This is a genomic window from Nonomuraea sp. NPDC049378, assembly GCF_055586745.1.
The window spans coordinates 271,771-290,567 of sequence record NZ_JBVJHP010000008.1 but is presented as its reverse complement, the minus strand read 5'-3'; the positions used below and the strand labels follow the sequence as shown (position 1 = coordinate 290,567).

Here is an 18,797-nt window from a genome sequence, read left to right as displayed (position 1 = left end):
GAGGGATTCCCGGCCGCAGGCCAGGTGCGGCTCAGCGGACGAACGCCGACTCGTAGACCGCGAGCAGATGCTCCAGGACCCGCTCCTCCGGCCAGCCGCGATCGACCATGATGCGGTTGAACAGGTCGGTCGAGATCAGGCTCCAGAGCATGTCGGCGGCCGTGTCGGCGGTCCAGGGAGACGCGAGCCGGCCCTCGTCGGCGAGCCGGGCCGCGATGCGGCGGCAGTTGTCCATCTGGGCGGTCGCGACCGTCCTCCTGTGCCGGGCGGCGTCGGGGTCCTGGGGATCGACACGGTCCAGCGCGTGGTTCATGGCGGCCAGCCGCGGGTGATAGCGGACCAGGTGGCGCACCCACGCCCGCAGCGCCTCGGTCGCGTCGGCGGCCTCCCAGACCTCGGCCAGCGACCCGGCCAGCCCTTCCTGGCCGGCCACATAGCCGAACAGCGCGGTGACCAGGTCGGTGCGCGAGCGGAAGTGCAGGTAGACCGCGCGCCGGGAGACGCCGGCGCGCTCGGCGACCTCAGCCATGGTCAGGGCGTCGAAACCATCGCTCTCCAGGATCTCCCTGGTGGCCGCGAGCAGGGCGTCGCGGGTGCGCCGGCTGCGCGCGTTGTGCGGGTCGTCGATCGCCGGTGGCATGGCCCCCCTTCCTAGTAACTGCGCATCATGTGCACTTTACTCCTGAAGTGCGGCTCCGGACGGCGGAAAAGCCGTTGCCCTGGCCGGAACGGCGCTGACAGGATCTGGATCATGCCTTCCCTGACCTCGCATGACGGCGCCGTGCTCGCCTACCACGTGTACGGTGACGGGTCGCCGCTGATCTGCCTGCCGGGCGGCCCGATGTTGCCCTCGGCCTGCCTCGGCGAGCTCGGCGGCCTGTCCGGGCGCAAGCGCCTGGTCATGCTGGATCCCCGGGGCGCCAGCGGGTCCGAGACGCCCGCGGACACCTCCGCCTACCGCTGCGACCGCCTCGTCGACGACGTCGAGGCCCTCCGCCTGCACCTCGGGCTCGACCGGATCGACCTGCTCGGCCACTCCGCCGGCGCGAACCTCGCGGTGCGGTACGCGGCCCGGCATCCCGAGCACACCGGCAGGCTCGTGCTGATCACGCCGAGCACGCGGGCGGTCGGCATCGAGATCGCCGGCGAGTGGCGGCACGACACCGCGCGGCTGCGGGCGGGCGAGCCCTGGTTCGCGCGGGCGTACGCCGGCCTGGAGGCGGCCACGGCGGGCACGGCCACGGCCGACGACTGGGAGGCCATCACGCCGTTCACCTACGGCCGGTGGGACGCGGCGGCCCAGGCTCACCACGCGGCCGACGAGGAGCGGCGCAACGACGAGGCGGCGGCCGCGTTCGGCGCCGAGGGGGCCTTCGACCCCGCCGCCACCCGCGCGGCGCTCGCCGCATTCGAGGGCCCGGTCCTGCTGCTCGCCGGGGAGGTGGACGTCGCCGCCCCGCTCCCCGCCATGATCGAGTACGCCGGCCTGTTCAAGAACGCCACGCTCACCGTCCAGCCCGGCGCCGGCCACTTCCCGTGGCTCGACGACGCCGGCCACTTCGTGAGCGCCGTGGCAGCGTTCCTCGACTGACAACGCCCGGCATGCCCTGACTTAGCCCCCAACAAGGCGATAAGCACAGGTGTAGCCTGCTGTGGTCCCTGGCAGTGATCTCCCGCGGCCTGGGCCTGTCGTCTGGTTGAGGAGATGCGGATGCCGACCCGCGATGCCGCGAACCGCAGGAGGCCTGCCGCTCGACGGGGCGTGTTCGCCCGTGGCCGGGCCACCCTGGACGCGCTCGAACGCCTCATCGGCGGGCTCGGCACGGGGGTCCTGGCGCTGTTGACGCTCATGATGCTGGTCGCCGCCGCGCTCACGTCCGTGATCGGCGTGGGGTTGCTGCTGGTGCCCGCCGCGCTGCACGGGCTGCGCGCGGTCGCGAATCGGGAGCGCTCCCGGCTCGCCGACTGGGGCCAGGAGCTCATCACCCCCGAGCCGTTACCCGACGGCCTGCGCGCCGCGCTGGCCGACCGTACCGTGCGCAGGGAACTCGCCTGGGTGGTCACCCACGCCTCGCTCGGGCTGTTCCTCGGCTCGGTCGGCCTCACCCTGCCCATCAAAGCCCTGCAGGACGCCACGTTCTGGGCGTGGTGGTGGCTGCTGCCGCCGGGCGAGGCCTCCGACGGCGGCCTGGGGCTCTGGACCGTGGACGACGTGCCCAGCGCCCTGTCCATCGTCCTGGTGGCTCCGGTGTGGATCGCGCTCACCATGATCTTCTCGCCGGCCATGGCGTGGCTGCAGGCCTGGCCGGGACGCCGGCTCCTCGCCCCCGATCCCGACGCCGACCTCGGCGTGCGCGTGGCGCAGCTGACCGCGACCCGTGCCGCCGCGCTGGACGCGCACGCCACAGAGCTGCGGCGGATCGAACGGTCGCTGCACGACGGCACGCAGAACCGGCTCGTCGCCGTCAACGTGCTGGTCGGCGCGGCCCGCCGCGCCGTGGCGCGCAACCCGGCCGCCGCCGAGGACATCCTCGACCAGGCCCAGGGCGCCGCCGAGCAGGCGCTCACCGAGCTGCGCGGGGTCGTGCGGAGCATCCTGCCGCCGCTGCTGGCCGAACGGTCGCTGGCCGACGCGCTCGACGGCCTGGCCACAACCTTCCCGCTGCCGTGCACGATCGATGCCGACATTCCCGTCAGGTGCGCCATGTCCGTCGAGGCCACAGCCTACTTCGTGGTGGCCGAGGCACTCACCAACGTCGCCAAGCACAGCGGGGCCCGGCGGGCGCACATCCGGGTGCGCCGCCACGATGACCTGCTGCACGTCGAGGTCGCCGACGACGGGAAGGGCGGGGCCGACGAGAACGGCGGGTCGGGGATCAGCGGCATCCGGCGCCGTACGGAGGCGCACGACGGGACGTTCGCGTTCGACAGCCCTCAGGGCGGACCGACCACCCTCAGAGTCAGCCTCCCCTGCGGGTCCTGAGCCGGAGCCGGGGCCCCGCCTGGTCAGCCGCGCAGCCGCTTGCCCAGGGCCCGTTTCACGGTGCCGGCCAGGGTGGTGCGCATGTCGCGCTGGGCCTTCTGGGCCGCGTGGAGCTCGCGGCGCAGCGTGCCGACCTCGCGGCGCAACTCCACGGTGCTCCTGCGCCAGCGCGCGGCCTCGTCCCGCCACTTGGTGACCTGCGCGCGCAGCCGCTCCGACTCCCTGGCCAGCCGAGCCGCCTCTGCCTTGGCCTGGATCCTGGCCTTGTACGCGCTGCGCCGCCCGGGCAGCTCGCCGGGCTCGCGGGTGAAGCCGTGCTTGTCGCCCTTGACCCGCCGTACGCCCGACACGGCCTGCACGGCGGCGTCGAGCGGCTCTCCCTCCCGGGCGACGAGCCGGGCGCGGGCGAACGCGGAAACGCGCTCCAGCCTGGCCGGCACCGCGTCGCCGGCCGGATCGTCGAGCACCGCCTCGATCAGGCCGAGCCCTTCGACGCGGGCCAGGTCGAGCAGCACGGCCACGCTGTCCTCGCCGGGCGCCCAGCCCGCCGACAGGCGCAGCACGAACGGGACGCGCGGGTCGACCTCTTCCGCGGTCGCCAGGCGCACCCGGCTCTCGTGCTCGTAGTGGCCGTGGACCAGCACCAGGTCGAGGTTGGGGTCGTTGAGCGGGGCGCGGCGGTCGCGGTCGAGCGTGTCCCACGGGCCGACCACGACGACGGACAGGTCCACGACGGTCGACGCGAGCAGCGCGTCCACGCTGGCGCGGACGGCTTCGTACCCGGCCGTGCCGTCGACGACGGCGGTCACGTAGGGCACCTGCCACTCCCGCGCGGGGTGCGTGCGCAGCCACTGGTAGGCCGGGATGCGGTCGGCGACGAACGCGTGGCTGACCCGGTCGATGCTCTTCTGCTGCCGCATCCGCATGGTCGGCCCGAGGTGGTAGGCGCGGGCCCGCGGCTCGGGGACGAACACCGCTCCCGCCTGGTGGAGGCGGAAGCCCATCTCGGTGTCCTGGCCGACGATCAGGTCGTCGTCCATGGGTCCGGCCGCCTGGACGAGGCCGGCGTTGACCGAGGTGGCACCGCCGACGTGGAGGCTGAACGGGCGCGGCGAGTTGGTGGTCAGCCCGTCGGTGCGCTCCACCAGGCCGACGAGCCAGGCGTGCGGCGCGGCCGGCTCGAACGCCGCCTCCAGGTCGTCGGGCAGCACCTCGGGCAGCGGGGCCTCGGTGAACCTGATGTAGCTGGTCACCGAGAGGTAGGGAGCAGTGTGGTGCCAGCGCATGTGAGCCTCGATCGCGCCCGGCGTCAGCACCACGTCGGAGTCGAGCCAGAAGATCACGTCGCCGGTGGCCTCGGCGAGCCCCGCGTTACGGGCGCAGGCCCGGCCCGGCTTGTCGCAGACGGTCAGGCGGGCCGCCGTGCCCCCGGGAAGGCGCAGCGGGGGCGAGGTGCCGTTGTCGACGACGATGATCTCCGTCAGCGCGGCCGGGTACGTCTGCCGCGACAGGCCCTGTAACACCAGGTCGAGCTTGTCCTGGGCGCCGTAGGCCGGGATGATCACGCTGACCCGCAGCTCGGGGGTGAACTGCTCCTGCGGCTGCAGAACGCGGTAGTCGTTGCCGCGCACGCGCCGCACACCACCGTCCGGCACCAGATCTTCCGGGGGGTGCGGGAGGCCGGGACGATTGTCGGACATGCGCGTGGTGCTCCTCTGACAGTCGGCTCGGGGTGGCGGACGGCGCATTACATTACGCCACCTTCCTGGCGAAACCCATCAGTCAGGATACTTTTCCACCGCATCGCCCCAGGTCGTTCCTGCCAGCAAGCTCACAGGAAGCCCGCTCCCGGCGGAGCGCCGTCAGGCTTCGTCGCTTCGCCGTGTCACGGACCTCACGGCCTCTTCGGTACGCCCGATCACGGCGCTCCCGTCGTCGGCCGTGATGATCGGGCGCTGGATCAGGACGGGGTTCGCGGCCAGCGCGCCGATCCAGCGGTCACGGTCGCCGGGCTCGCGCGGCCACGAGGCCATGCCGAGCCGGTCGGCGACGGGCTCGCCCGTGCGGGTGATGTCCCACGGTTCGAGGCCGAGCCTGGCCAGCACCTCGCGGATCTCGCTCTCCGTCGGAGGATCGTCGAGATAGCGGCGCACGGTGTACGAGGCGGCCTCGGCATCCAGGATCGACAGCGCCGAGCGGCACTTGGAACAGGCGGGATTGATCCAGATCTCCATGGATCCGATGATCCCCCATCAGCCGCCCTTCGTTCAGCGGCGGGGCACAGGAAGCAGGGCGAGATGCTCGCTGGTCACCAGGTCGAACCTCAGCGCCAGCGAGACCAGCGCGTGGCGCTGCCAGTCGGCCTTCCCGTCGCCGCCCTGCGGGCTCTTGACGTGCAGTTTCTTCTCCGCCAGATAGCCGATGTGAAAGCCGATGGCGGTGCGGCTCAGACCCAGGTCGGGGAGCCGTTCGGCGATCTCGGGGATGGTCGGGATGCGCGAGGTCGACGGGTCGCGCAGGCGCGGCTCGCACAACGCCACGAGGATGCGGAAGTATTTGGCGTTCTGGTCGAGGGGGTAGGCCACCTGCGTGGCCGCGCCGCCGTCGGCGCCTCCCGGCGGCACGTGCACGTGCTGCGGCGCGAAGACCAGGAACGACACCGTGCCGTCGACCGCGGGCAGGCTCACCCGGGAGAACTCGAACGAGATCGGCGCCCCCACGCGTCCCGGCTGCACCTTCACGAACTCCCCGCCACCCTCGGGGTTCTCCACGACGTACGTCTTCGACGTGCTGAGGTTGGACAGCAGCCAGTAGTCTCCCACCGCGACGATCTTGCCGGCGCGGCGGGAGACCGCGGGGTCGTCCAGCACGATGTCCACCGGCGAGCCCGGGGTGCCGCGCCCGAAGAACGCCTGCTCGCCCGGCCCGAGCTCCAGAGAGTACGGCCGGTCGTCGGTCGGCGTGGCCGCCATCTGGATCAGGATCGTGCTGTGCATCGGGGGGACCTTACTCGGGATCGGATGGGGGTGTCGAGGTCACGTCACTCAGGCAACGGCTTGCCGCCGGGGCCGCGGCAGGTGCGCAGGCCCGCGTCGGGCTCGTCGTTTCCGCCCCCGCGGAAATAGACCTCGTTCACGTAGCCCCACCGGTTGTTGTCGGCCATGGTGGCCGCCCACCAGTAGTTGTGGTAGCGGCCGAGCTCGTAGCGGGCGCCGACCTTCTCGCACAGATACCAGTCGTTGCCCGCCGGATTGATGTACCCGACGACCGTGCCCTTCTTCGCCGACTTGTAGACCGGGATGCTCCCGCTCGGCGACCAGTCAGGGCAGTTCTGGACCTTGTAGGTGCCGTGCTTGTACGCCTTGCCGCACGGGCTGCCGTCCCCAGCGGCCTGCGCGGCGGGTGCGACGGCGGCCAGGAGGCCCAGGGTGAAGACCCCCGCGATCGCGGCCCGTCGAACAATCATGGTGCATTCCTCCCCGTTTCGGTGTTGCAACCCGATCCTGGACGCCACCTCAGATCGGGTAAACCTGTCAGCTGCGAGGTGACGTGGACGAACCCCGTGCCCATCGGCCATGATGAGCCGAATGACGGCGCCATCCCACGCAGGTCGCTACCGGATCGAGCAGCTCATCGGCGTCGGGGGTTTCGCCTCCGTGCATCTGGCGCACGACGACGAGTTGCGCTCGCCCGTGGCGGTCAAGATCCTGGCGGACAACTGGGCCCGCAAGACCGACGTGCGCGAGCGCTTCCTGCAGGAGGCGCGCCTGCTGCGCAGGGCCGACTCCCACCTGCTGGTGCAGGTCTTCGACATCGGCGAACTCGACGACGGCCGGCCCTACTTCGTGATGACGTACGCCGACCGCGGCACCCTGGCGGAGCGCCTGGCCAGCCGCCCGCTCCCCGTCGACGAGGCGCTCGGCGTGATGCGGGACATCTGCCAGGGCGTGGCCGTGCTCCACAGCATCGGGGTCGTCCACCGCGATCTGAAGCCGTCGAACGTGCTGTTCTGCTCCCGTCCCGAGGGCGGCGAGCGGGTGATGGTGGCCGATCTCGGCATCGCGCGGTCGACCGACCATCTGAGCGGGCTGACACTGCCCGCGGGATCGCCCGGCTACCAGGCCCCCGAGCAGCTCTACTTCGACGGGGCTCCGGACGCGCGCGCCGACGTGCACGGGCTGGGCGCGCTGGCGTACCACATGCTCACCGGGAAGGTGCCCGCCAAGCCGGAGCACCGGGTGCCGCCCGGCGCGCTGAACTCCGAGGTGTCGGAGGTGGTCGACGTCGCGGTGATGCGGGCCCTGGATCCCGACCGGGAGGTCCGCTGGCCCGACGCCGCCGCGTTCGGCGCGGCCCTGAGGTCGTCCACCGTTCCCGAGCCCCTCCCCGTGCCCGCTCCGGCTGACGACGGCGAACCGCCCGAGGAGAAGGCGCACGAGGGCCCGCGGCGGCCGGGGCGGCGTACGGCGATCGTCGCCGGCACCGGAGTCGTCGTGGCCGCCGCGACCGTGACGGCCGTGGCGCTGACCGCGTCGCCGCCCGTCGATCCGCCACCCGAGCCGAGCACGACGGCCGGCTCGCCGGCCGTGTCGTCCACCGTGTCGTCCACCGTGTCGTCCACCGTGTCGTCCACCGGCGGCCACCTGCGCACCGGCTCGGACATCCCCGACGAATACCGCGGGCTGATCGTGCAGGCCGGCACCTACTGCGAGTTGCCCGGCCTGAGCCCGGCGCTGATCGCCGCGATGCTCAAGGCGGAGTCCGGTTTCGACCCCGACCTGTCCGACAAGGCCAACGACGAGTACGGCATCGCCCGGTGGACCCCCGCGGTGTTGTGGCACTGGCAGCCTGGAGGCCTCCAGCGTCCCGAGCCGTCGCCGCCGTTCAGCCCCGAGCTGTCGATCGTCTCCATGGGGCGGTTCATGTGCCGGCTCGGCCCTCAGGTCACGAAGATCCCCGGCGATCCCGCGCTGAAGCTCGCCGCCCTCTACCGCAGCGGCGTCGCCCCGCTGAAGCAGGCGAACGGCGTGCCGCCGAAGTGGCGCGACTACACCACCAAGGTGGCCCGCTACATGCGCGACTACCAGCCCGCCTGACGCTCCACCCGCATGCGCCCGCCGGACGCTCCACCCGGCCTGCGCGGCCACGCCCGGCCTGGCGCCCGCCGGGGCCGGGGCGCGCACCCGCTCGCGGTCAGGGCGGGGCGGCGGGCTGCGGCGTTCCCGCGCGGGCGCCCGGCGGTGCGGCCGGCTGGCCGGTGGCCATGCCGGGACCGCCGATCCGGGACGGCGGCGGGGCCTGGCGAGGGCCCGCGGTGAGGATGACCAGCACGCACAGCCCAACGAGCACGACCACGGTGAGGAACACGCACACGACCTCGCACGCGGACACCTGGCAGGCGAACCGCTGCGGGCTCAGGCGGCACGGCGACGCGTTGAGCGCGTCGATGCGGTGCGCGAATGGAGGGTCCTCCCGGCGGAGCTCCTGCTCCATCTCGGCCAGGGCCCTTCGCTCCCAGTCCGACAGGCTCATGGTCGGCTATGGGGCCGGCGGCTGGTCGCCGGGCGTGAAGCTGGTCACATCGTTCTCCCTCGTCCTGCCAGGGGGGAACGGTCCTTCGCGCCGCCCCTGCCGGGGCGATGCTGGTCAGCCGCCGCGCTCCTACCCGGGGCGTTCGCCGCGAATCGCCCGTTACCGTTACCAGCCAGATCTCTTGCCATGTTTACGCCCGAGGGGCCAGGGCATGCCCGTGTTCGCCCAGCCCTGAGATCGCTGCCGGCTTCGTCCCGGCGGAAAGGAGTGGCGTGACTGTCCCGCACCGGCCACGCGAGGAATATCGCGGGCATACCGCCTGCACGCCTCCGCCCACCGGCCAGCTCTTCGAGATCGTCGTCCTGGACACCACGGGAGACGACGGCCAGGCGCAATGGAACACGGTCGGCTGGGGGGTCGGCCGGGCCGACGCGGACGCGATCGCCAGGACGTACGTGACGCGGCAGCTCTGCCCGTACGAGGCGGTCCAGATCCGGCACAACGGGCGGCTGCTCGCCGAGCACCGGCGCTCACTCCAGGAGGCGGCGCACCGCGAGCGGTGACGCACGGTCTCGTGGCCGTTCCGTGCTGTAGCGCCGCCATATCAATCTGCGCATGCCTTGAGCGACATGGATGTCGCCATGCGTACCTCCAATCGGCAGATTCCGGTTTTCGGGAGGTACGTAATGCACCGCAGAGTCGCCCTGCTCTCCGCCGCCGCGGTCGTGACCGGCGTCCTGGCGCCCGCGGGAGCCGCGCAGGCCGGCGCCCTGAGCGGCCCTGACCGCGACGGGCCCGTCAGGTGGTCGGCCACGGACTCGTGGTCGGAACGCAGGACCGTCTCGCAGTACTGGACCCGGCAGCGCATGCTCGCGGCACAGCCGCTGTCGTCGCCCGCGCCGCGGCGCACCGCCCGGTCGGAGCAGCCCTCCCGGGGCAACCCCTGGTCGGCCCGCGGCACCTCGGCCACCCGCGACACCCGCGGTTCGTGGACCACGCGCGGCTCCTCCACCACCCCGTCCCGTGACACGGGCGCCACCTCGGCCGTCAGGCGGCAGGCCGCGGTGCCCAACAGCCCCGGCCTGCGGTGGACCGACGCGGGCGCGGTGGTGCGCACCACCGGCCGGGTCTTCTTCACCACCGCCGACGGCCAGAACTCCTCCTGCTCCGGCACGGCCGTGACCAGCGCGAACGAGAGCGTGGTGATGACCGCGGGGCACTGCGTGAAGCTGAACGGCCAGTTCCACCGCAACTGGGCGTTCGTCCCGGCCTTCGATGAGGGGCAGCGGCCGTTCGGCACCTGGGTGGCCAGCAGGTTGCTGACCACCCAGCAGTGGAACGCGCGCGAGGACATCAATTTCGACGTCGGCGCCGCCGTGGTCGCGCCGCTGCAGAACCGGACGCTGACCGACGTCGTGGGCGGGCAGGGGGTGGCGTTCAACCAGCCGCGGATCCGGCAGATGTTCTCGTTCGGGTATCCGGCCGCGGAGCCGTTCGACGGCTCCGAGCTGATCTACTGCAGCGGGCGGTCGTTCAACGACACCGTCCAGACGCGCGACCTGGGGCTGCGCTGCAACATGACCGGGGGTGCCAGCGGCGGCCCGTGGTTCCAGGGGTTCGACGAGTCCACGGGGCTGGGCTGGCTGAACTCCGTCAACAGCTTCAAGTACAACTTCGCCCCGGACTTCATGTTCGGCCCGTTCTTCGGCGACGAGGCGATGGCCGTCTACCGCGCCGCCCAGAACACCAACGCGCTCTGAAGGGTGTTCCCGGCCTGGATCCGCTCCGGATCCGGGCCGGAAACGGCATGAGTAGATCTTTTCCCCTCATCTTCATGGAGAGGACAGGGGTGTTTATACTCATTTAATGCGTTTCGTCCTTTTTATCATGATTTTTGCTGCCCTGATGATGAGCCCCTCAGCGCCGGCAGCAGCCATCACCAACGGCGTCGCCGACGGAAACGCACACCCCGAAGTCGGCGCTCTCATCGCGAAGAAGGCGCACCCCGACGGCTCATGGGCCTACTGCACCGGTACGCTCATCGCGCCCACCGTCTTCCTCACCGCCGCCCACTGCGGGGAGCGCGGGCAGGAGACCGCCAGGGTCACCTTCGCCGACCGCTACCAGCCCGGGACCGCGTACTACACCGGGCGTTACGTGCCGGATCCCCGCTTCAAGGACGAATCAGCCCTGCACGACATGGCCGTGGTCCTCTTCGACAAGCCCATCCCGGGCATCAAGCCCGCCCAGCTCCCCCGCGAGGGGATGCTCGACGAGCTCGAAGCCGAGGGCAAGCTGCAGAAGTCGGCCTTCACCCCCGTCGGCTACGGCTCGCTGAACCCCACCAGGAAGAAGAAGGACGCCCCGCGGTTCCACTACCCGGACACCCGCAACCAGGCCACCATCTCCTTCAAGAACCTCTCGCGCCGGTGGCTCGACCTGTCACTGAAGGCCGAAGGCGACGGCAGCACGTGCTTCGGTGACTCCGGCGGCCCGAACTTCCTCGGCGGTCCCGAGTCGCACCTCCTCGTCGCCACCTCGATCAGCGGCGCCGACGACGCCTGCCGTGGCACCAACTACGACTACCGCCTGGACACCCCCACGGCCCGGAGATTCCTCGACGAGTACGTCACCCTCCCGTAGCGCCACCCCAGCCCTGCCAGGACCCTGCACCGGTACGACACGACCGCCACACGGGGCGCCGTGGCCGCGGCGCCCCGTGACCGTCGGCGAACGATCGCACCATCCGGGGTCTTTGGCGGGTTCGGTGTCGAATGACGCCTTCTTTACACCTCGACCTGCCCTACTGCGCTAACTTGAGTAAGAAATGATCTACCGTGGAGGTCGGGGAAATGGTGGAGCAGGGGCCCAACGGACCGACGAGCATCGACGTCACCAGGCCGAGCGTCGCCCGGATGTACGACTACTACCTCGGAGGAAAGGACAACTTCGAGATCGACCGGGAGGCCGTGCGGCAGGTCGAGAAGGCGATGCCCGAGATCCGCCAGCTCGCCCAGGAGAACCGCGCTTTCCTGCGCCGCGCCGTGCGCTACATGGCCCGCAACGGCATCCGGCAGTTCATCGACATCGGCTCCGGCCTGCCGACCGTGGGCAACACCCACCAGATCGCCCAGGAGATCGCCCCCGACTCCCGCGTGGTCTACGTCGACAACGACCCGGTGGTGCTGCAGCACGGCCGCGCGCTCCTGGCCACCGACGACAACACCAGCGTGGCCGCCGCCGACATGCGCCGCCCCGCCGACGTGTTCGGCCACCCCGAGACGGTCAAGCTCATCGACTTCGACGAGCCGGTCGGCGTCCTCATGATCGCCATGGTGCACTTCCTCACCCTGGACGAACGCGGCCCGATCATGCGCCAGCTGCACGACGCCCTGCCGGCCGGCAGCCACCTCACGGCCACCCACGTCACCACCGAGGCCCACTCGCCGGAGGCGGTCGCCCAGATCGAGGCCGTCTACGCCAGGACGCCGACGCCGATCTTCTTCCGCGGGCACGGGGAGATCGCCCGCTTCTTCGACGGCTTCGACCTGGTCGAGCCCGGGCTGGTGACCATCGACAACTGGCACCCGGACCCCTCCGACCCTGCCCCGCAGGCCACGAAGTGGCTCTACGGCGGCGTCGGCCGAAAGGCCTGACGCCCTCCGGGCCCCCGCACAACCTCCAGCCCGCATGTGAGCCATGCGGAGCTCGGCAACCAAAGGTTGACGCATGTCTGTGCCCCTTCACCAGGCGAAGGCGGAGTTCTTCCGTACGCTCGGCCACCCCGTACGCATCCGGGTGCTGGAGCTCCTGCAGCAAGGACCCCGGTCAGTGCGCGACATGCTCGGCGCCATCGACGTCGAGCCCTCCAACCTGTCCCAGCATCTGGCGGTGATGCGCCGGACCGGGATCGTGACGGCGACCCGGAGGGGCGCCACCGCCGTCTATGACCTGAGCAGCGGAGACGTGGCCGAGCTGATGCGCTCGGCACGCCGGATCCTCACCGACGTGATCGCCGGGCAGGACGAGCTGCCGGCCGAGCTCCGGAACGCCGAGAGGGACCTGTGATTTCGCCCCTTTACGTGGAGTTTGTTCACTAAGGTCGCCTGCATGGGAATGCCGATCAACAACCCGCAGGGCCAGGGACCGCCCTGGGTGCCGCCGACCGACGTCGAGCGGGCACTGTTCGAAGCCAAGTCGCGCGGTGACTGGGACGCGTACGTGAGTGTCCTGCTGGGCGTCGACACGTTCTCCTACAAGCCCAAAGACCGCGTCGACAGCCGCAAGCTGGTCGTCAACTGGCTGACGGAGCAGGGGCCCGAGGGCAAGGACTGCCTGGTCGTCTACACCCGGGGCGAGCTGCCCCCGAGACGGCACGACGCCGTCGCCTGCGAGGTCGGCCTGCCCTTCCCTCCCGAGGAGTGGTGGGGCGGCGAGCTGCAGGGGCTGCTGGTCAACCCGGGGAGCCCGTCGGGTGCGTACTTCAACGACGCCAAGCGCCAACGCCGGCACTGGAAGTCGCTCAAGAAGAGCGTCCCGAAGCGCGAGCACGACGCCGACCAGCTGCTCACCAGGTACACCGGCCCCCTGCACGGGCCGCTGGCCCACGGGCTGGCCTGCGGCGGGCACCTCGCGGTGCACAACGGGGTCATCTGGAACGAGATCGGCGACGTCTACACCCACTACGAGGGCGACGTCGAGACCCTGCGCGAGTCCTGGGGCGTCACCGACCGCGGCGGCTGGCACACGCAGGTCACCGCCCTGCTGGAGGGACGCAACAGCCCGGTCGAGCCGGAGTTCCTGCTCCAGGTGAGAAGCGATCTGGCCCGGCAGTACCCGGGCTCGCACCGCGACCCGTCGATGTGGCAGCAGGCGGCGGCCGGCGTGCTCGCCCAGAAGGGCATGGGCCCGCCCGGCATCGACGCCATGATGCAGCTGATCGGGCGGATCGCCCGCTACGAGGACCGGTTCCGCGCCGACGGCATCCTGCCGCCCGACGGGTACGTGACCTCGGCACTCGGCTACGACTTCGGCCGGGCGGTGAACTTCGCGCGCTGGGGGCTGAGTGCCCGCTTCGCCGAGCCGTTCGAGGTGGAGCAGGTCGTGACCAAGGCCGGCGAGCTGACCCGGCAGGTGTACGAGACGTGGGAGTCGTTCTCCGCCGGCTACGTCCTGGGTCGGGTGCTGCGCTTCGACGACGAGGCGTTCGGCCACATGTACGGCTCCGCGCTCACCCCGCACCGCATCCTCACCCAGGATCCCGGCAGCCCCTGGCGTAACATCCCGTTCGCTCTCGACGCCCCCCGGTAGGCCCTCTCCGCCCACCCGACAGGGCAACGAGCCCATCCCATGAACGCCGGACGCTCGCGGGTGGCGGCCCGGGAGGGGCGGCGGGGTCAGGCGGCGTGCTCGGCCCGGTCGGCCTCCTCCTTGGTCCTGTGCACGGCCCCGTCGGCGTGTTCCGGCGGGCCGTACACGGTGTAGAGGACCAGCGGGTTCACGCCGGTGTTGACGAAGTTGTGCCGGGTCCCGGCGGGGACGGCCACCAGGTCGCCCTGCCGTACCTCCCTGGTCTCGCCGCCCACCCGGGCCTCGCCCACGCCGGAGACGAACGTCAGGATCTGGTCGATGCCCTCGTGGACCTCGTCGCCGATCTCGCCGCCCGGCGGGATGGTCATGATCACCAGCTGGCTCTTCTCCCCCGTCCACAACACGCGGCGGAAGTCGGCGCTCTCCTCGGCAACGGTCGCGATGGTGAAATGGTGCACGGTCAGCTCCTGCTCCAGGGTTCGTACGGGCTTTCCTCCTGCCTGATCGCAGGGCCAGGTAAACCTCCTCGCCCGGAATCGCCCTCTCACCTGAGCCCGTCCAACCGGCACGGTCACCGGTGACCGCCACCCGGGCCTCCTCGGGATCCGGCCTTGTTCATGCCTCCCTGTTACGTAACTGGTACGCCATGTCAGGCCGAGGTGCGAGGCTAAGGGCCCCGGCTTTAGGGGTGATTTCGAACCGATTCATGATGGCCCGGCCGCTAGGGGGAGACGGCAATCGAACGGTCGACGGGGGATGACATGACAACACAGATGGAATTCCGGATCCTCGGGCCTCTGGAGGCGAGCTGCCTGGGGCGTCCGGTCAAGCTGGGCGGCCCGCGGCCGCGCTCGCTGCTCGCCGCCCTGCTGCTGGACGCCGGGCGGATCGTGCCGCTCGACCGGCTGGTGACGGCGATCTGGGGGGATCGCCTGCCCGGCTCGGCGCGCAACCAGGTCGCGATCCACGTACACACGTTGCGCAAGGCGGTCAGGGCCGCCGGCCGGGACGCGGAGCTGATCACCACCGAGCGGGTCGGCTACCGCCTGCTCACCGACGACGTATGGCTGGACGCGCACGAGGCGCGGCAGCAGGCCGCCGCCGCCCGGCGGGCGAGCCGGCCGGAGGAGGCGTCGGCCACGCTGGCACGGGCGCTCGACCTGTGGCGCGGCCCGGTGCTGGCCGAGATCGACACCACCGAGATCGCCGCCGCCGCCCGCGGCCTGGAGAACGCCCGGCTCGACATCGCCGAGGAGTGGGCCGACGCGGAGCTGGCCTGCGGCCGTCCCCGCGAGGCCGTGGCCCGGCTGGCCGGGCTGGTGGAGGAGCACCCGCTGCGCGAAGGGCTGCGCGAGCGGCTGATGCTGGCGCTGTGGCGTTCGGGACGGCAGGCCGACGCGCTGGAAAGCTACCAGCAGGGGCGCCGGCACCTGCTGGATGAGCTCGGTCTGGAGCCGGGACAGGCTCTGCGGGACCTCCAGCAGGCGATCCTGGCAGGACCGCCCCCTGCCGGCACAGCGCACGAGGACCCACCCGCGCCGCCGCCCAGCACGCCCGCCGTCCCAACCGGCACGCCATCCGTACCGACGTCCACCGCTCCGTCCGGTCCACCGGGCCAGTCCATCGCACCACCCGGAGGGTCGACCGCGCAGCCCGGCACATCCACCGCGCCACCCGGCGCGTCCACCGCGCAGCCGGGCGCGTCCGGTGCTCAGGTGGACCAGCCCGTTGCGTTGGTCAAGGTACGTCCGGCCCAGTTGCCGCCGGCTGTGTCGGCGTTCGTGGGCCGTACGCCGCAGATCCGGATGCTCGACGGGTTGACGCGGCCGCAGCGGGACGGCCTGCCGGTGGCCGTGATCAGCGGCGCCCCTGGGGTGGGCAAGACCTCGCTCGCCCTGCGGTGGGCCCAGGAGGTGGCCGGGCGGTTCCCCGACGGTCAGTTGTTCACGAACCTGCACGGCTACGACCGGGACAGGAGGTCGGCGGAGCCGTCGGCCGTCCTGGAGCGTTTCCTGCGCGCGCTCGGGGTGCCGGGGACGGCGGTTCCACCCGCGCTGGAGGAGCGGACCGCGCTGTTCCGCAGCACTCTGGACGGCAAGCGGGTGCTGGTCCTGCTGGACAACGCCGAGTCGGCCGCGCAGGTGCGCCCGCTGCTGCCCGGCACGCCGGACTGCTGCGTGATCGTCACCGGGCGGCGCCGGTTGGAGGGGTTGGCCGTGAGCCACGGCGCGCTGCAGGTGCCGTTGGACGTCCTGAGCGAGCAGGAGTCGGTCGAGTTGCTCGAACGCGTGGTGGGAGCCGAGCGGGTGTCGGCCGAGCACGAGGCGGCGACCCGGCTGGCGACACTGTGCGACAGGTCACCGCTGCCGCTGCGCATCGCGGCGGCGAAGCTGACGGCGAGGCCGCGGTGGTCGCTCTCCGAGATGGCCGAGCGGCTGGCCGACGAACACCACCGGCTGGACCAGCTCAGCCGGGGCGACTTCGAGGTCAGGGCGAGCATCGAGCTGTCCTGCCGCGAGCTGTCGGAGCGCGCCGCCCTGGCCTTCCGCTGGCTCGCGATGGTGGAAACCCCGGGCGGGTTCGCGCCCTGGCTGGCGGCGGCGCTGCTGGACACGTCGGTCCAGGACGCGGAACTGCTGCTCGAACAGCTGGTGGACGCCCAGCTGCTGCAGCCGCTCGGTAGTGACGGGGCCGGTCAGCCGCGTTACCGCTTCCACGATCTGATCCGCCTGTTCGCCCGCGAGCAGGCCTCGGCTGGGCCGCCGGGCGCAGCGTCGGCCGCGCTGTGCCGGGCTTTCGGCGGGCTGCTCGGTCTGGCGGAGAAGGCGCGCGACCTGCGTTACGGCCACCAGTACAGCAGGGTTCCGCGCGGCGACGCGCCGCGCTGGCTGCCCGGCGAGGCGGCTCAGGCGGTGTTGCTGAGCGACCCGCTGGCGTGGCTGGAGAGCGAGCGGCTGACGCTTGTCGCCGCGGTGTCGCAGTGCGCCGAGCTGGGACTCGCCGACCTGAGCCGCGACCTGGTGGCCAGCTACGTGCACCTGTTCGAGTGTCGCGCCTATTTCACCGACTGGCAGGCGGTGGCGACCAGGGCCTTCGAGGCCTGCCGTGCCGCCTCCCACCTGCCGGGCCAGGCCGCCATGCTCTACTCCATCGGCTCGCTCCACCTCGTCCTGCGGCGGCTGCCGCAGGCCACCGGGTTCCTGCGCGCGGCGCTCGGCCTGTTCGAGCGGCTCGCGGACGTGCCCGGCCAGGCCATCGTGCTCCGTCACCTCGGCACCGTCCATCTCTTCCAGGGTGACCTGGGTAGGAGCAGGGCGGAGCTCGAACGCGCGCTGGGGCTGTTCGAGCAGGTCGGCGACGCCATGTCGCTGGCGCACGGGCTGGGTTTCCTCTCGCACATCCACATGCTCGAAGGCCGGCTGGAGGAGGCCGCGCGGCTGCTGGATCGTGCGCTGGTCATCAACACGAACCGGGCCCTGTCGCAGGCGCAGCTGCTCAAGCGCAGAGCGGAGGTCCGCCGCCGCCAGGGCCTGCACGCCGAGGCCGTCAGGGACGGCGAGCAGGCCCTGGCCATCACCATCGACCTGAACGACCTGGTGGGCCAGGCGTACGCGCTGCACGCGCTGGGCGAGGCACGGCACGACCGTGGGGAGCTGGTCGCGGCCGCCGCCGACCTGCGCAGAGCGTTGGGGATCGCCCGCCAGGTGGGTGACAGGCTGATCGAGGGCCGCGTTCTCCTCGCGCTCGGCCATCTCGAAGGCGAGGGGAGCATCGGCTGCTTCCGGCAGGCCGCGGACATCTTCGCCGGCATCGGCGCCACGGGCTGGCACGAGCAGGCCGTCAAGGCGGCGCTCGCCGTGACCGCCTGAGCGCAGAAGGGGACGGCGGCGGGCCCAGCCGGGTCGCGGGCGGCTGGAGCCATGCCATGGACGAACAGCCGGGCCTCGGGCGGTGGCCCTAGCCGGGTCGGGGGCCGTCCTCGCCCCACCAGCCGCGGCGGGCGGCGAGCAGCCCGGCCTGGAAGCGGGTGCGCGCGCCGAGCCGCTCCATCATCTCGCTGACCCGCCGGTGCACCGTACGCAGGCTCACTCCGAGCTGGCGCGCCACGGCCTCGTCCTTGAGCCCGGCCGCCAGCAGCGTGAACAGCTCGGGGTCGGGAAGGTCGGCCGGGCCGCCGGACGGCGCGTCGAGCGGTCTGGCCGGCAGCGGCAGCGCCGACCTCCACAACACCTCGAACAGGGCGACCAGCGCGTCGAGCAGCGTCGAGGAGTGCACGATGACCGCGCTGTCGGCATGGGCGGACTCGTCGGTGCTCAGCGGCAGGATCGCGATCCGCCGGTCGGCGATGGCCAGCTTCATCGGCACCTCGGGGCTGACCCTGGCCTGCTCGCCCGCGGCCACCGACTCCTGGGCGAGGCGCAGCTTGCCGGGGATCTCCAGGGCGGAGGCGTCGTAGATGCCGCGGACCTGCAGGCCGTACGCGAGGCGCTCCATCTCGGCGACGTTCTGCTCGCTGGGATCCTGCGCGTACGGTGGCCGGTCCAGTACCAGGATCTCCCCGGTCGCCGCCTGCTGGAGCTGCGTGAACCGCTGGACCACGGCCGCCCGGCCCTGGACGACCTCGACGAGCTCCTCGGGCGAGTGGTTCTCCGTGCGCGGGGTCTCGGCGAGCATCGCCAGCGCTGCCAGCCGCGCCTGCGCCAGCCCTTCCTCCCTGCGCGAGATGAGGGCGGAGACCGCCACGTCCGGCCGGGTCGCCAGGAACCGGACCGGTCGCCCCGCCATGCGGCTGACCAGACCCAGCGCCTCCAGCCGGGCGAACGCGCGGCGCAGAGCCACCGTGGTGCGCCCGGTGTGCGCGGCCAGCTCGTGCAGCGTCGCGCGCGGCCGGCGCAGCAGATCACGGTATATTTGCTCGTCCTCGGCGTCGACGCCGACCGCCGCGAGTGCGTTGTCATGCGGGTCCACGATC

18 protein-coding genes are annotated in these 18,797 nt (G+C 71.9%); 10 read left to right on the top strand and 8 right to left on the bottom strand.

Annotation, left to right across the window (positions count from 1 at the left end):
• Nucleotides 1-31 precede the first annotated feature (31 nt).
• Nucleotides 32-640 carry a TetR/AcrR family transcriptional regulator gene (locus ACZ6SA_RS19670; RefSeq protein ID WP_347647818.1) on the bottom strand — a complete coding sequence of 203 codons (609 nt, stop codon included), beginning with the start codon at nt 638-640 and terminating at the stop codon, nt 32-34.
• A gap of 111 nt (nt 641-751) precedes the next feature.
• Here ACZ6SA_RS19670 and ACZ6SA_RS19665 point away from each other — a divergent pair, with 111 nt between their 5' ends.
• On the top strand, nt 752-1,591 hold the full coding sequence (locus tag ACZ6SA_RS19665) for an alpha/beta fold hydrolase (protein WP_465829390.1): 840 nt from the start codon (nt 752-754) through the stop codon (nt 1,589-1,591).
• A 120-nt stretch (nt 1,592-1,711) separates the two neighbouring features.
• Nucleotides 1,712-2,983 (top strand): sensor histidine kinase, encoded by a 1,272-nt coding sequence (locus ACZ6SA_RS19660; protein WP_465829388.1) that lies wholly within the window; start codon nt 1,712-1,714, stop codon nt 2,981-2,983.
• A gap of 23 nt (nt 2,984-3,006) precedes the next feature.
• On the opposite strand, the gene ACZ6SA_RS19655 is transcribed toward ACZ6SA_RS19660, so the two are convergent.
• The 4 genes from ACZ6SA_RS19655 to ACZ6SA_RS19640 form a co-directional block, all read right to left on the bottom strand.
• On the bottom strand, nt 3,007-4,683 hold the full coding sequence (locus ACZ6SA_RS19655) for a glycosyltransferase family 2 protein (protein ID WP_465829386.1): 1,677 nt from the start codon (nt 4,681-4,683) through the stop codon (nt 3,007-3,009).
• 162 nt (nt 4,684-4,845) lie between these two features.
• Nucleotides 4,846-5,217, bottom strand: coding sequence for an arsenate reductase family protein (locus ACZ6SA_RS19650; RefSeq protein WP_347647822.1), 372 nt, complete (start codon nt 5,215-5,217; stop codon nt 4,846-4,848).
• Between the two features lie 33 nt (nt 5,218-5,250).
• A complete protein-coding gene (locus ACZ6SA_RS19645; protein WP_347619813.1) occupies nt 5,251-5,979 on the bottom strand; it encodes an FHA domain-containing protein in 729 nt (242 codons plus the stop codon).
• A gap of 44 nt (nt 5,980-6,023) precedes the next feature.
• The gene (locus ACZ6SA_RS19640; protein ID WP_443153526.1) at nt 6,024-6,449 is read right to left on the bottom strand and encodes a hypothetical protein; all 426 of its coding nucleotides are present in this window, start codon (nt 6,447-6,449) and stop codon (nt 6,024-6,026) included.
• A gap of 121 nt (nt 6,450-6,570) precedes the next feature.
• Here ACZ6SA_RS19640 and ACZ6SA_RS19635 point away from each other — a divergent pair, with 121 nt between their 5' ends.
• Nucleotides 6,571-8,079 (top strand): serine/threonine-protein kinase, encoded by a 1,509-nt coding sequence (locus ACZ6SA_RS19635; RefSeq protein ID WP_465829383.1) that lies wholly within the window; start codon nt 6,571-6,573, stop codon nt 8,077-8,079.
• Nucleotides 8,080-8,176: 97 nt separating this feature from the next.
• On the opposite strand, the gene ACZ6SA_RS19630 is transcribed toward ACZ6SA_RS19635, so the two are convergent.
• Nucleotides 8,177-8,515, bottom strand: coding sequence for a DUF3040 domain-containing protein (locus tag ACZ6SA_RS19630; protein WP_347647825.1), 339 nt, complete (start codon nt 8,513-8,515; stop codon nt 8,177-8,179).
• A 272-nt stretch (nt 8,516-8,787) separates the two neighbouring features.
• On the opposite strand from ACZ6SA_RS19630, the gene ACZ6SA_RS19625 reads away from it, so the two are divergent.
• The 6 genes from ACZ6SA_RS19625 (at nt 8,788) to ACZ6SA_RS19600 (ending at nt 13,825) form a co-directional block, all read left to right on the top strand.
• Nucleotides 8,788-9,078, top strand: coding sequence for a hypothetical protein (locus tag ACZ6SA_RS19625; protein ID WP_347647826.1), 291 nt, complete (start codon nt 8,788-8,790; stop codon nt 9,076-9,078).
• A gap of 123 nt (nt 9,079-9,201) precedes the next feature.
• Nucleotides 9,202-10,275, top strand: a complete 1,074-nt coding sequence (locus ACZ6SA_RS19620; RefSeq protein WP_465829380.1) for a trypsin-like serine peptidase — start codon at nt 9,202-9,204, stop codon at nt 10,273-10,275.
• 145 nt (nt 10,276-10,420) lie between these two features.
• Nucleotides 10,421-11,158 carry a S1 family peptidase gene (locus ACZ6SA_RS19615; RefSeq protein WP_465829378.1) on the top strand — a complete coding sequence of 246 codons (738 nt, stop codon included), beginning with the start codon at nt 10,421-10,423 and terminating at the stop codon, nt 11,156-11,158.
• A 194-nt stretch (nt 11,159-11,352) separates the two neighbouring features.
• Complete coding sequence (locus ACZ6SA_RS19610; RefSeq protein ID WP_465829376.1) at nt 11,353-12,171, top strand: SAM-dependent methyltransferase; 819 nt, start codon at nt 11,353-11,355, stop codon at nt 12,169-12,171.
• A 73-nt stretch (nt 12,172-12,244) separates the two neighbouring features.
• Entirely contained in the window at nt 12,245-12,583 is a 339-nt protein-coding gene (locus ACZ6SA_RS19605; protein ID WP_347647830.1) for an ArsR/SmtB family transcription factor, read from the top strand.
• A 42-nt stretch (nt 12,584-12,625) separates the two neighbouring features.
• Nucleotides 12,626-13,825 (top strand): DUF1266 domain-containing protein, encoded by a 1,200-nt coding sequence (locus ACZ6SA_RS19600; RefSeq protein ID WP_347647831.1) that lies wholly within the window; start codon nt 12,626-12,628, stop codon nt 13,823-13,825.
• An 86-nt stretch (nt 13,826-13,911) separates the two neighbouring features.
• Here ACZ6SA_RS19600 and ACZ6SA_RS19595 read toward each other — a convergent pair whose 3' ends face one another.
• A complete protein-coding gene (locus ACZ6SA_RS19595) occupies nt 13,912-14,283 on the bottom strand; it encodes a cupin domain-containing protein (RefSeq protein WP_347647832.1) in 372 nt (123 codons plus the stop codon).
• A 303-nt stretch (nt 14,284-14,586) separates the two neighbouring features.
• On the opposite strand from ACZ6SA_RS19595, the gene ACZ6SA_RS19590 reads away from it, so the two are divergent.
• On the top strand, nt 14,587-17,694 hold the full coding sequence (locus tag ACZ6SA_RS19590) for an AfsR/SARP family transcriptional regulator (RefSeq protein WP_465829373.1): 3,108 nt from the start codon (nt 14,587-14,589) through the stop codon (nt 17,692-17,694).
• 88 nt (nt 17,695-17,782) lie between these two features.
• Here the strand turns inward: ACZ6SA_RS19590 and ACZ6SA_RS19585 are convergent, their stop codons facing one another.
• Nucleotides 17,783-18,793 carry a helix-turn-helix transcriptional regulator gene (locus ACZ6SA_RS19585; RefSeq protein WP_347647834.1) on the bottom strand — a complete coding sequence of 337 codons (1,011 nt, stop codon included), beginning with the start codon at nt 18,791-18,793 and terminating at the stop codon, nt 17,783-17,785.
• Between the last annotated feature and the right edge of the window lie 4 nt (nt 18,794-18,797).

Excerpts from the sequence above, each read along its gene's own strand:
- ACZ6SA_RS19670 (WP_347647818.1), bottom strand. The coding sequence starts at position 640 with ATGCCACCGGCGATCGACGACCCGCACAACGCGCGCAGCCGGCGCACC.
- ACZ6SA_RS19665 (WP_465829390.1), top strand. The coding sequence starts at position 752 with ATGCCTTCCCTGACCTCGCATGACGGCGCCGTGCTCGCCTACCACGTG.
- ACZ6SA_RS19660 (WP_465829388.1), top strand. The coding sequence starts at position 1,712 with ATGCCGACCCGCGATGCCGCGAACCGCAGGAGGCCTGCCGCTCGACGG.
- ACZ6SA_RS19655 (WP_465829386.1), bottom strand. The coding sequence starts at position 4,683 with ATGTCCGACAATCGTCCCGGCCTCCCGCACCCCCCGGAAGATCTGGTG.
- ACZ6SA_RS19650 (WP_347647822.1), bottom strand. The coding sequence starts at position 5,217 with ATGGAGATCTGGATCAATCCCGCCTGTTCCAAGTGCCGCTCGGCGCTG.
- ACZ6SA_RS19645 (WP_347619813.1), bottom strand. The coding sequence starts at position 5,979 with ATGCACAGCACGATCCTGATCCAGATGGCGGCCACGCCGACCGACGAC.
- ACZ6SA_RS19640 (WP_443153526.1), bottom strand. The coding sequence starts at position 6,449 with ATGATTGTTCGACGGGCCGCGATCGCGGGGGTCTTCACCCTGGGCCTC.
- ACZ6SA_RS19635 (WP_465829383.1), top strand. The coding sequence starts at position 6,571 with ATGACGGCGCCATCCCACGCAGGTCGCTACCGGATCGAGCAGCTCATC.
- ACZ6SA_RS19630 (WP_347647825.1), bottom strand. The coding sequence starts at position 8,515 with ATGAGCCTGTCGGACTGGGAGCGAAGGGCCCTGGCCGAGATGGAGCAG.
- ACZ6SA_RS19620 (WP_465829380.1), top strand. The coding sequence starts at position 9,202 with ATGCACCGCAGAGTCGCCCTGCTCTCCGCCGCCGCGGTCGTGACCGGC.
- ACZ6SA_RS19615 (WP_465829378.1), top strand. The coding sequence starts at position 10,421 with ATGATGAGCCCCTCAGCGCCGGCAGCAGCCATCACCAACGGCGTCGCC.
- ACZ6SA_RS19605 (WP_347647830.1), top strand. The coding sequence starts at position 12,245 with ATGTCTGTGCCCCTTCACCAGGCGAAGGCGGAGTTCTTCCGTACGCTC.
- ACZ6SA_RS19600 (WP_347647831.1), top strand. The coding sequence starts at position 12,626 with ATGGGAATGCCGATCAACAACCCGCAGGGCCAGGGACCGCCCTGGGTG.
- ACZ6SA_RS19590 (WP_465829373.1), top strand. The coding sequence starts at position 14,587 with ATGACAACACAGATGGAATTCCGGATCCTCGGGCCTCTGGAGGCGAGC.